Here is a 12,616-nt window from a genome sequence, read left to right as displayed (position 1 = left end):
GCAACATAAATCGTAGTACTAGCATAGCGTGCTTATTTGTAAGGTGAAGTAACGTTTATTTATAACGTTATGTAATTAAGAGATAAATTGATATGAGTTTTAGTGTCTGAAGGGCAAAGTTTTCTCTACGATAGTCGGTCTATAGATTTAACCCCAACAGCAGCCTATCAATATTGTAAGTGCGAGGTTTAACTGGCGGGACGTGATGCATCCATTTACTGAAGATATTAAAGTGCCTATTTTGAGTTTAGCTTTTTTAGCTAGTCATACTGAAGCAGGCTATAGTGGAGGCGGGACTAAAGCGTTAATTGCGCTAAGTTAAGGAACAATTGGTATGAATAGAGTGAGTGGCTTAGCGATTAAACATTGGCTGTTGGCGATGCTGTTATTTGCCGTTTATGGGATTCAAGTATGCCCTTTTTTAGAAGCTCAAACGGTATTTCAGTTGTTACTTCCGATTGTCATTAGTTTTATTGTTACCTCTAGCGTTCGAATTATTGCGATGCAATTTATCGAAAACTCAGAGTTGGCGCGGCAAGTGCGGCTTCAATTTAAGTTGGACTTTATACTCTTTATTTTGGCTGCGTTGATGATTGTTGGCTATAACAGTTATTTTTTTGATCCGCCCTGGGAGTCTCACCTAAAAGTTATACTTGGCCTGACGGCGCTTGGTTTTTATGTCGCTAGTGATTTAGCGCTGGCGAAAGAATGGGATATTGCGAAGCAATTAAGTCGTCATCAGCTACATCTACCTTTAAATAAAAAAGCGTTATCGGTGAGTCAGAAGTTTTCTGCATTTGCGGCGATTAGCACCCTTATATTGGCGGGGGTGATTTTTTTAGTGATTAACAAGGATCTTGATTGGTTAGTGAATGTAGGAAGTGAACGTTACCCATTGGCTACGGCCCAAAGATACATTGTTATTGAGGTCTCCTTTGTGTTGTTGGTGGTGATGTCCTATGTGTTGCGGGTGATCATGAGTTATTCGAAAAATTTACAACTGTTATTGGAAAATGAGAATCAAACCTTAGCGAAGGTACAGCTGGGACAATTCGATACCCAAGTTACGATTAGTAGTAATGATGAGTTTGGACTGATGGCCCAGCGAACCAATGCCATGATTAGTAGTTTGCAACACAGCACCCGGGCCTTGCAACAAACCCGAGATATCACCATCCATAGTCTCGCGAGCCTTGCTGAGACTCGGGATAACGAGACCGGAGCACACATCCTACGGACAAAATATTATGTGAAAGCCTTGGCTGAGGCTTTACGTGAACAGCCTGATTTTGCCGAGCAACTCAGCGATCAAACCATCGATTTGATGTATAAATCCGCGCCACTGCACGATATCGGTAAGGTTGGGATCCCGGATGCTATTTTATTGAAACCAGGTCAGTTGGATACAGAACAGTGGGATACGATGCGTCAGCACCCACAAATTGGAGCAAATGCTTTAGCTGCGGCTGAGCTGCAATTCCCTAGTGAAGACACCGCATTTTTACAATATGCAAAACAAATCGCTTTATCTCACCATGAAAAATGGGATGGCTCGGGTTACCCGCAAGGTTTATCTGGGGCGGCGATCCCCTTGAGTGCGCGCTTAATGGCCCTGGCTGATGTTTATGATGCCTTGATTAGTAAACGAGTCTATAAGCCTGCGTTCACTCACGAAAAAGCTAAGCAAATCATTCTTGAGGGGAAGGGAAAACATTTTGATCCAGCGGTGGTTGAAGCGTTTTGTCAAAGCGAGTCGCAATTTTTAAATATTGCTGCTCGCTATCAAGATAAAGAACCACAAGCTGTTGCTTAGTTCAGTCGCGGCTGATTATTGTTGCTGTTTTTGTTTAAGCAATGGTTTGCGGTAGATGTCGACCCAAATTGCGGTCGCACCGCACACGGCGACTGGCATAATAATAAGATTTAATAGCGGTAGCGTGCTACAAAATAACACGATTGCACCAAAGCCACTGTTTCTTAAGCGATGTTGTTTTAATTGGTCGCGCATCGTGGAGAAGGGAATTCGATGATTATCAAAGGGGTAATCGATATATTGAATGCTCATCATCCAAGCGGTAAATAGAAACCACAGTACGGGGGCGATGGTTTGGCCGATTGCCGGAATTAAAAACAATAGTAGCAGGCCCAGCGCTTTAGGTAACCAATACCATAATTTTTGCCATTCTCGCGAAAAAATTCGCGGTAAGTCTTTTACTAATTCGAGCAGTGAAGTGTCGGCAATTTTTTCACCACAGAGGTGTTGCTCAACTTTCTCTGCCAGTAAGCCGTTAAATGGTGCCGCTATCCAATTGCCGATGATGCTAAAGGTAAAGCCAAAGACCAGCATAATTGCAACGATGGCACTGGGCCAAATGAACCAGCTTAGCCAATCCAGCCAGCTGGGGAGGTAGTCGAGGATTTGCTGAACCCAGCCCCCGAGTTGTTGGTATAAAACAATAAAGGCCGCGCTAAATAAAATGATATTAGCGAGTAGTGGGATCATCACAAACAGTCTTAGTCCAGGTTGACTGATAAGCTGAAAACCCTGGGCAATATAAGAAATACCGCTACGAGAAGCTAGCGAGGTGTGCGCCATTATTGTGATCCTTGAATAGTTTATAGGCCGTCATATTACAAAGCGTTGGCCGCTCTGGTAAAGTCTCGGCTAATAATATAAATCGATAAGCAAACTAGTGTATGCGTTTGAAACAAATTCGCCTAGCCGGATTTAAGTCTTTTGTTGACCGAACAACAATTCCCTTCCCGACCGACATGACCGCGATTGTCGGGCCGAATGGTTGTGGTAAATCTAACGTGATCGATGCGGTGCGTTGGGTACTGGGTGAAAGTAACGCTCGCCACCTGCGTGGTGGCGCGATGACCGATGTGATCTTTAATGGTTCTACCAAACGGGCGGCGGTGTCGAAGGCGATGGTAGAGTTGATCTTTGATAATAGCCAAGGGCGGATCGGTGGAGAGTTTGCTAGTTATGCTGAAATTGCGGTTCGCCGGGAGGTGAGTCGAGATGGGCAGAATCACTACCTGTTAAATGGTAGCAAGTGCCGTAAGCGCGATATTACCGATTTGTTTTTGGGGACGGGCTTAGGGCCGCGTAGTTATGCGATTATCGAACAAGGCATGATTAGTCGGCTCATTGAATCCAAACCGCAGGAATTACGGGTATTTATCGAAGAAGCGGCGGGTGTCTCTAAATATAAAGAACGTCGTCGTGAAACCGAGCTGCGGATTAAACATACTGACGAAAATATTTTGCGTTTACGCGATATTGAGTCGGAATTGGCCCAGCAGGTGAATAAGCTTAAAACGCAAGCACAGGCAGCAAAACGTTATCGCCAATACCGGGCTCGTCATCGAGAGCTTAAGGCCTTGTTATGTTTACAGGAGTTACGGAAGTTAGACAATAGTATTGATGGTGGCGAGCAATACCATGCTGATGCCGAGCAAAAACAGCGTGCCGAAGAGCATCTGCTTAGCCAATGTGAAAACCAATCAACCTTGCTAGCGAATCAAATCCTTGAACAACAACAATTACAACAAAATTTGCAACAGCAGCATTTCGAACTGAGAACACAGTTGGCGAAGTTGGAGCAGCAGCAACTGCATACCAAGCAACAGCAAAGCCTGAGTCAGCAAGCTCAGCAGCAGAATATTGAACAGCAGCAAGCGCTCGAACAAAACTTAGCTTTACTTGAAACTCAGCGGGTACAGGAGCAGCTGAACCTGCAACAGCTTGAAGCTGAAATGGACTTACAACAACAGCTGATGCTGGAAATGATGCCGCAACTGGAAGCCGCTGAGCAGCGGCATCGTCAGTTAGAGGCTGAACAAGGCTCAGCGAGTGCTCAGCAGCAGCAAGTTCAACAGCAGCTTCGGCAAACCGAGTCTCAGTTGGGGCATTGCCAGCAGATGCAGCAACGTCATCAGCAGCAAATTTCGCAACTACAACATCAATTATCAACTTTAGTTGCTGTTGATGTTGAGCAAATCGCTTTACTGCAACAACAATTACAACAGGGGGAAGCGCAGCAGGAGCAATTGCAGCAGCAGTTCACTCAAGTGAGCAACGATTTACAACAGCAGCGAGCTGAACTTGAGCTACTCAAGTTGCAACAGCAACAACTTCAATTAACTTATACTGCGGAGCAGACCCGTTTGCAGGGAGTGAACAAATTGTTGGCGCAGGTTGATAGCAAGGCCAAGCGTCCGCTAATGGATGTTCTTGGGGTGAGTGAAGGTTGGCAGCGGGCAGCGGATGTGGTTTTAGCTGGATGGTTGCAAGCTGAATGGTGTGAACAGCTTGACTCAGATTATCCTTTGGCCTTAAGTGCGGTTGCAGCGCCTTTAAAATTGCCTCGGGCGCCTCAATTACAAGGTTTAGCTAGCTTGGCCGAACATTTAGAAAATGTCGAGCTGAGTTATTTGTGTGAATCGGTGTTGCTGGTGGAGTCGTTGACCCAGGCGTTTGAGCTTCGAGAGTATTTAAGCCCTCATCAGTCTTTGATTACGCCACAAGGAGAGTGGTTAGGTAAATATTGGCAGCGCCTTAAGGTTTCTCATCAGCAGCTCTCGGTGCTTAGCTGGCAGCAGGAACGGCAGCATCTGCAACAGCGTTTAGCGGAAATTAAACAACAAGATGAGCGCTTAGAACAACAACTTAAGCAACAAAGCCAAAATATTGAGCGCTTACAACAGCAGCAACAACATGAGCAGTTCGCCTTAGATACTTTAATCACCGAGCAAGCCGATTGTCGCAGTCGTTTTGCTTTATTAGAGCAGCAACAGTTGTTTTCGCAGCAACAACAGCAACAGTTGAGCCAACAAGTTGATGAATTAAATGTTCAATTAGAACAAGATCAAGAAAGCCAACTGCTGTTAGAAGAGCAATTAGAGTTGCAGCAAGCTGAGCTAGATGAAGCGCAGTTTAAGCTGACACAACTGCAACAGCAAAATGATACTGCCGCAGACTCGGTCAAGCAGCTTGGTCATCATGCTCAGCAGCAACAAACTCGGCTGCATGAGTTGCAACTGGCTATCCAGAAGCAGCAGGCGCAATATGCGAATCAGCAACAGCAGCAGCACTATCAGCAGCAACGGTTGCAGGAGTTGGCTGAGCAACTGTTGACGCAACCGGAAGTATCTAGTGAGCAACTCGAAATTTTGGCGGAGCAAATCGAACAATTGCTAGAGCAAAGCTTAGTTATCGAAGACCAGCAGAGCGTTGCCGCCAGCGCGTATCAACAAAGTATTGCAGAGCAACAACAGTTACAACAAAGTATCAAGCAGGCTCAGCTTACCTTGAAACAGCTCGTCGAAGCCGGCACCGAGCGACGTATTCAGCAGCAGAATTTATTGGCAAGGCGAAGCTTACTATTGGAGCAGTTAGCGGAACAGGGTGAGAACCTTAAGCACCTAGAGTTGTCTTTACCCGAGGCGAGTCTGGAAGACGACTACGCCACTGAATTAGCACAGCTTGATCAACGTTTGAAACGTTTGGGTGCGGTAAACTTAGCTGCCGAAGAAGAATATGATCAACAGAATAGCCGTTATCAAGAGTTGTCGGCCCAATTATTAGATTTAGAATCTGCGATTGAGGTCTTGAGAGCTGCGATTATGAAAATTGATCGACAAACCCGTTCTAAATTTAGTGAAACATTTGCTAAAGTAGATGCGGACTTACAGCTATTGTTCCCGAAAGTGTTTGGTGGCGGTAAAGCCTGGTTAGAACTTTCGTCTGACGATTTACTGGAGACCGGCGTGACGATTATGGCTCGTCCTCCGGGGAAAAAAAATGCTAGCATTAGCTTATTATCGGGAGGGGAAAAGGCCCTTACCGCATTAGCCTTAGTATTTGCGATATTTCGCTTAAATCCGGCACCGTTTTGTATGCTTGATGAAGTGGATGCACCCTTAGATGAAGTAAATGTGGGACGTTTTGCTGATTTAGTGCATAGTATGTCCGATTCGGTTCAGTTTATATTTATAAGTCACAATAAAGTGACCATGGAGAAGGCCTCGCAACTTGCTGGGGTTACAATGCAGGAGCCAGGCGTATCGCGTCTGGTGGCGGTGGACATCGCAGAAGCGATAGCCATGGTGGAATAATAGGTAGAGAATAGTTAAATGCAGGAATTACGCATCGTACTTATCGTTGTTGGTGTTATTTTGATTGTCGCGTTATTAGCGCACGGTTTTTGGAGCAGCCGCAAACAACGACCAGAAAAATTGCTTAGTCCTAAAGTGTCAGCGAGTAAGGCACCTATATCGACCAGAGATGATTCGGGTTTCGACGATTTGGGTGTGGGCCAAGCTCGGGTGATTGGTGATCCGATTGACGACGCTATTTCTAACCTTGATGCGGCAGAGAAACCGGTGCTCAATCCTTCAAGTGTTGAGCCAGAACTAGAGCCAGAGGCAGAGCGAGAGCAACGCAAAGAGCCTGCATTTCATTTTTCTGCCGTTGATAGTGCGCCAGAGGTAAGTGATGTTCAGGGTTTAGATGGCTTAGTCGAAACCGTTAAAACAGAGGCCGAGGCAAGCTTATCGACTGTGGATGTAGAGTCAGCTCCGGAAGTTGAGCCCACGTTTGTTTATGATATGGATGAAGATAATGAGCCTGAGCCGCAGTCTAAAACTGAGCCGACTCAAGATCCAAATGCACCTGATGATGTATTCATTCTGAATATAATGGCTCAATCTGGCCGTTATCTTAAGGGCCCTGCGTTACTCGCCAGTCTTGATAAAATTGGGTTGCGCTATGGGGATATGGATATTTTTCATCGCCATTTAGATAATCGTGGCAGTGGCCCGGTTATTTTTAGTCTGGCGAATATGCTCAATCCTGGCACCTTCGATTTAGATAAAATTGAGCAGTTGGAAACTCGTGGCGTCACTTTGTTTATGACGGTGCCTTGTAAAGGTGAACCCACTAAAAATTTTGCATTGATGCATAACGCGGCGACAAGCTTAGCCAAAGATTTGGATGCGATTATTTTGGACGATCAACGCAACCCTTTGACTCGGCAAACGGTGAACCATTACGAGCAGCGAGTACGTGAATATGAGCGTAAGCAACTTCTCGTAAACTAAAGTTATTATGTTTTTAGAAGCCTTTCCAATCGGTTATTTTGGAAAGGCTTTTTATTTTTTTAAGGTCGACGATGGACAAGCCAGAACAACAAATTAAGCAACTGATCTCCCTGCTTGAGCAATATAATTACCATTACTACGTGCTTGACCAGCCTTTGGTTCCCGATGCCGAGTATGACCGAATATTTCGTCAGCTACAGGGTTTAGAAAAAACCCATCCTGAGCTGCTAAGCAAGGATTCTCCGACTCAACGAGTCAGCGGAGTGCCTTTGTCGGTATTTGAGCAGGTTCAGCATGAAATGCCGATGTTGTCTCTCGATAATGTGTTTAGCGAAGCTGAATTAAGCGCATTTAACAAGCGAATCTCAGAGCGTTTACAGCGCACTGAAGCCATTGAATATTGTGTAGAACCCAAGCTCGATGGCTTAGCGATAAGTTTATTGTATGTGGATGGTATGTTGGTGCAAGCGGCAACGCGTGGTGATGGGAGTACTGGCGAAAATGTGACCGAGAACGTCAAAACCATTCGTTCGATCCCTTTGCGGTTGCGTGGAGAGCAATGGCCGGCTCGTTTAGAGGTTCGGGGTGAAGTGTTCATGCTGAAACAAGGTTTTGAGCGGCTCAATTTACTCGCTAAAGAAAAGGGTGAAAAAGGTTTCGCTAACCCACGTAATGCTGCCGCTGGAAGTTTACGCCAGCTCGATTCGAAAATTACCGCCACCCGTCCATTAGCCTTTTATGCTTATTCGCTTGGTGTGGTGAGTGAGCCTTTGAGTCAGAGTCATTACCAGAATTTGCAGAAATTAAAAGATTTTGGGCTGCCAGTTTGTCCTGAGGTTCGAACGGTGAGTGGCCATCAAGCTTGCTTTGATTATTATCAGGAAATCGGCGAACGTCGTAATGCTTTAGCTTATGAAATCGACGGTGTGGTGTATAAAGTTGACGCCCTCGCTTTACAGCAACAATTGGGTTTTGTTGCGCGAGCGCCGCGTTGGGCGACGGCTCATAAATATCCTGCACAAGAAGAGATCACGGTGCTGCGAGATGTCGAGTTTCAGGTTGGGCGTACTGGTGCGATTACTCCCGTAGCTCGGCTTGAGCCAGTATTTGTGGGGGGGGTGACGGTAAGTAATGCAACCTTACACAATGCGGATGAAATCGAGCGATTGGCGGTAAAAATTGGTGATAGTGTGGTGGTACGCCGCGCTGGTGATGTGATCCCTCAAATTGCAGGGGTATTGTTAGAGCGCCGTCCAGAAGATGCTAAAGAGATCGTCTTCCCGATGACTTGTCCAGTATGCGATAGCGAAATTGAACGTATCGAAGGGGAAGCAGTGGCTCGTTGTGTTGCAGGCTTACGTTGCGGCGCACAACGTAAAGAAGCTTTAAAGCACTTTGTCTCACGTAAGGCCTTAGATATTGATGGTATTGGCGATAAGTTGGTGGAACAGCTGGTCGATGCGCAATTGCTAGAAACACCACTCGATTTGTTCCATCTCGCGGATAAGCGAGACGCGCTCATGGGATTGGAGCGAATGGGTGAAAAGTCGGTGAATAAACTGCTGGAGGGGATCGATGCTGCGAGAAATACCAGTTTGCCACGTTTTATCTATTCTTTGGGGATCCGCGAAGTGGGTGAAGCGACCGCTAATAATCTAGCTTTACATTTTAAGCAACTGGATGCGATTATTGCCGCCAGCCTAGAGCAGCTACAAGACGTGCCAGATGTCGGTGAGATTGTTGCAAAACATCTTCGATTCTTTTTCACCCAGCAGCAAAATGCTTTATTAGTTGAAGCTTTAGCCAATGAATTGACTTGGCCTGCAATTGAGTCTGTTGTTGTCGAAGATCTGGTCTTAGGCGGTAAGGTGGTGGTACTGACTGGTACCCTTAGTCAGTTGGGGCGCAGTGAAGCGAAACAGGCCTTACAAGGTTTGGGAGCTAAGGTTACGGGGAGTGTTTCCAAGAAAACCGATATCGTGATTGCCGGGGAAGCCGCAGGGTCTAAGCTGATGAAGGCTCAAGACTTAGGCATCGAAATTTGGGATGAACAGCAGTTAGTGGATTTACTGCAAAGTTGAAGCTTGCATACGGTTGTCCTGCTTAAGGGCTGCTAGCCCTTAAACCTAGTTACTTTAGAACACCTTCCCGTGAGTTGATGTGCTAAAGGATGTTAACTAAATTTAATTAAATAAAGTGAATAATATGAGCCAGTTTGATTCCTTACTGCCCCCACAAATGGCTGAGAAAGCCGCTGAAGTGGGTGAGAGCAAAGCCACCAAAGATCCTTTTAAAGCCTTTATGTTGGCGCTGACCGCAGGCGTGCATATTGGGATCGCCTTTGTGTTTTACACCACGGTTACCACCGGGGCGGGTGATATGCCTTGGGGGTTTACTCACCTGATTGGTGGTTTGGCGTTTAGCCTCGGTTTGATCTTAGTGATTATTACCGGTGGTGAACTGTTTACCAGTTCGGTATTAACTTTGGTCGCCAAAGCCAGTGGTAAGATTTCATGGCCTCGGTTGGCAATGAATTGGTCCTTGGTTTATTTAGGCAATTTGGTTGGGGCTAGCCTATTGGTGATCCTGATGTTGGTCAGCAAACAATACACTTTTGCTGCTGGTGAGGTTGGAATTAATACCATGCGGATCGCCCAACACAAGCTGCACCATGACTTTAGTCAAGCTGTTGCACTCGGGATTATGTGTAATGTATTAGTGTGTGTCGCCGTGTGGATGACCTTCAGTGCCCGCAGTCTTACCGATAAGGTGCTGGTTACTATACTCCCAGTGGCGATGTTTGTGGCAGCAGGTTTTGAGCACTGTATCGCGAATATGTTTCAGGTACCGATGGCGATTGGTATTAGATATTTAGCCAGTCCGGAGTTTTGGGCAGCGACGGGACTCAGCCCTGCTGATTTTGCTGACTTGACCTTCTCCAATTTTATTTTTCATAATTTGATCCCGGTGACCTTAGGCAACATCCTTGGTGGTGGGGTGTTTGTTGGTCTAGGATATTGGCTGATTTACTTGCGTAAACCTTAGTATTCGTAGGGGCGTATAAACCTTCGAATAAGCCTGAGGGATATCACTCGTTGTTTAAGCAAGGACGTTTATTTGCGCGCTAATTTGGTGCGTTATTGCTTCATTCGCTTTCTGCAGCGGTTTATTGGTGCTCTTATTTAAGAAGTCTCAAGCCAAGAGAGGACTATTTGTAGGCTGGACCGAGGAATTGTCTGCTTTGGTGTATATTTTGCTTCGAGTAGTCTAGCAAGTATTTGCTGTTGTTGGATTTTTAGGTGGTTTATGTCGGTTTTATCTCCAAATAGTGTGTTTACGTCTTTACAACAAGAGGGACCATTTGCACTGACTCGTGATGCGGTGGTCGCTCATCGTTTTTCTCCTTCGGTGCGGCAGTGGGTAAAACGATTGCAACAAGATGGCAATAACGTTTCTAAGTATCGCGCCTTGCGTAGTCAAATATTCGAGTTCCTTGAAATTGATGACTTTTCTCAAATTCAAAGTTTGATTGATAGTTCTAAACTACGCAAAGAGCGCAGCGAACGCGCACTCAAATTACTCGGTAATATGTTTGGCTTAAATGGTAACCTTAACGAAATCTCTAATCGGGTTGATGAGTATGCGCGTACCGCTGATGCGGTGATTCATTCTATCAAAGGCAAAATTCTCGCCCCTTATGCCTCACACATTGAAAATACCAATGAAATAGAAGTTACCAATAACCCCGTCGAACTATTATTGATTATGTTCAATAATCAATATCACAAGAAAGCTCGCTTTGAGGCTCGTCGTAAACTGATTTTAATGACTCTCGCTGGTAGCATTGAGCAGCGAGAAAGAGAGACCGAAATAGAGGATAAATTTTCTACTTTTTTAGCTTTTTTGAATGGCTATGTTTGGAGTTCGGAGCTGAAAATTGGTGAGTTAGAGCCAGTGTACCTGCACTCTAAACATCAGGCGGAAGACTATGCTTGTAGCGAAGTGAGTGTGTTAACCCCCCAGCAGGCAAAGCTTATCCAAGATCAGCCTCGAGAGAAGTTAACCTTACTTAAGCGACGCAGTTTTACGGTTGGTGAGCGGCGGGTTCCCATCTATGTGTCTATCCGTAAGAAGCCACCTGAAGCCAAGGTTCTTAAGCTATTGCGTAAGAATCAAAAAAATCCGGCGGTGGCGGTGGACGACGAACTTGGGCTCATGGCGGTATTGGATTCAGTCAGTGATATCAAGGCCTTTCAAAAACATCTCACTCGCAGTGCTTCGAGGGCCAATTCCTTGATGGTATTAGAAGATATTTCTGATTCACTCACAGATAAGTCGGTGTATCGAAGTCGTGCGGTTGGTTCTAGCGATAAAACTCCGATGATGAAATTTTTTGCTCGTTTAGGAGGGATGCGAGTGGAGTTTATCATTCATACCAACCGCACTTGGCTGAACTATCGTTATCAGCAGGATGTGGCACATAATGAGTATGAGGTAAAACGAATGTTTGATACAGGGGTGATTGAACTGTTGTTCCCGATGGATATTTTTCATCTGAATCACCGTAAAACCCGTGATGAGATGATCCAGTTTTTTAGAAAGCAGATCGAGTCTTAACTCTTTTAGGGCGTAACAAAAATAAGGCCTGCCATAATGCAGGCCTTTTGTTGTTGTATTGCAAGCAGTCGCAATTAAGATAGTTTTATCACGAATATCAATGAACCATTCAGATCCTTTTGAATGGAATGGAATAAGCGAAAAACGTTTATTGGTCAATATCGAGGATGGAATTTGCCACGATTGGTACTGCTGATATGATGGATTACTTGGCGTGTTTAATTATTTCGTCATAGTGTGGGATGAGTTTAAATAGAGGACGATATTTGTGGCTAAGATTTTATTTAGTGCTTGTTTACTTGGGTGCAAAGTACGTTATAACGGTCAAGATTTAAAGTCAGAAAATCAAGATGTAGATTGGCTGATTGCACATCATCAAATCATTTCGTTTTGTCCGGAGGTCGCTGCTGGTTTACCGACGCCAAGAACACCCGCGGAGATCCAGTTGGGGGGTGGGGAAGATGTGTTACGCGGAGATGCTAAAGTGGTGGGCCAAGATGGAACAGATCTGAGTGATGAATTTGTGTTAGCAGCGGAATTAGCTCTGAAGCAGTGTCAAAAGCACCAGATAAAATTTGCGGTACTTAGCGAGTCGAGCCCATCCTGTGGTAGTCAAACCATCTACGATGGACGTTTTCAAGGTTATAAGAAGCCAGGTAAAGGCGTCACTGCTGCGTTACTGAATGAACACGGCATCATGGTTTATAATCAGCATCAGGCGAGTGCGCTCAAATCTAAGTTGCTTGCTTTAGCTGAATAGACCTTTGAATGGAGGGCTTGAATCATAGAGCTCGCCATATCATACCAATCTCACTCATTATCTGTTGATTCTTGCTGGCCTAAATTAGCGCTAACTGCATTATGTATTTTGTAGTTAGATCCACTAATTACT

General features: G+C 45.2%; 8 protein-coding genes. 7 read left to right on the top strand and 1 reads right to left on the bottom strand.

Annotated features, from left to right (window positions below):
• Positions 1 to 334: 334 nt before the first annotated feature.
• Positions 335 to 1,813: an HD domain-containing phosphohydrolase gene (locus ACRRSW_RS16160; RefSeq protein WP_432452222.1), complete on the top strand. Its 1,479-nt coding sequence runs from the start codon at positions 335 to 337 to the stop codon at positions 1,811 to 1,813.
• A 15-nt stretch (positions 1,814 to 1,828) separates the two neighbouring features.
• On the opposite strand, the gene cysZ is transcribed toward ACRRSW_RS16160, so the two are convergent.
• Positions 1,829 to 2,596 (bottom strand): sulfate transporter CysZ, encoded by a 768-nt coding sequence (gene cysZ / locus ACRRSW_RS16155; protein ID WP_432452223.1) that lies wholly within the window; start codon positions 2,594 to 2,596, stop codon positions 1,829 to 1,831.
• 101 nt (positions 2,597 to 2,697) lie between these two features.
• Here cysZ and smc point away from each other — a divergent pair, with 101 nt between their 5' ends.
• The 6 genes from smc (at position 2,698) to ACRRSW_RS16125 (ending at position 12,484) form a co-directional block, all read left to right on the top strand.
• Positions 2,698 to 6,123: a chromosome segregation protein SMC gene (gene smc / locus ACRRSW_RS16150; protein ID WP_432459844.1), complete on the top strand. Its 3,426-nt coding sequence runs from the start codon at positions 2,698 to 2,700 to the stop codon at positions 6,121 to 6,123.
• A gap of 18 nt (positions 6,124 to 6,141) precedes the next feature.
• Positions 6,142 to 7,107, top strand: coding sequence for a cell division protein ZipA (gene zipA, locus ACRRSW_RS16145; RefSeq protein ID WP_432459843.1), 966 nt, complete (start codon positions 6,142 to 6,144; stop codon positions 7,105 to 7,107).
• 71 nt (positions 7,108 to 7,178) lie between these two features.
• Entirely contained in the window at positions 7,179 to 9,188 is a 2,010-nt protein-coding gene (gene ligA / locus ACRRSW_RS16140; protein ID WP_432459842.1) for an NAD-dependent DNA ligase LigA, read from the top strand.
• Positions 9,189 to 9,312: 124 nt separating this feature from the next.
• A complete protein-coding gene (gene focA, locus ACRRSW_RS16135; RefSeq protein ID WP_432452227.1) occupies positions 9,313 to 10,152 on the top strand; it encodes a formate transporter FocA in 840 nt (279 codons plus the stop codon).
• 261 nt (positions 10,153 to 10,413) lie between these two features.
• Positions 10,414 to 11,724 (top strand): hypothetical protein, encoded by a 1,311-nt coding sequence (locus ACRRSW_RS16130; RefSeq protein WP_432452228.1) that lies wholly within the window; start codon positions 10,414 to 10,416, stop codon positions 11,722 to 11,724.
• A gap of 268 nt (positions 11,725 to 11,992) precedes the next feature.
• Complete coding sequence (locus ACRRSW_RS16125; protein WP_432452229.1) at positions 11,993 to 12,484, top strand: DUF523 domain-containing protein; 492 nt, start codon at positions 11,993 to 11,995, stop codon at positions 12,482 to 12,484.
• The last annotated feature ends 132 nt before the right edge of the window (positions 12,485 to 12,616 follow it).

Origin of the sequence: Agarivorans sp. QJM3NY_25 (assembly GCF_050870875.2) — a bacterium.
Taxonomy (GTDB): Bacteria; Pseudomonadota; Gammaproteobacteria; order Enterobacterales; family Celerinatantimonadaceae; genus Agarivorans.
Note: the sequence above shows the minus strand (reverse complement) of the source record. Positions and strands in the feature narration are given on the sequence as shown.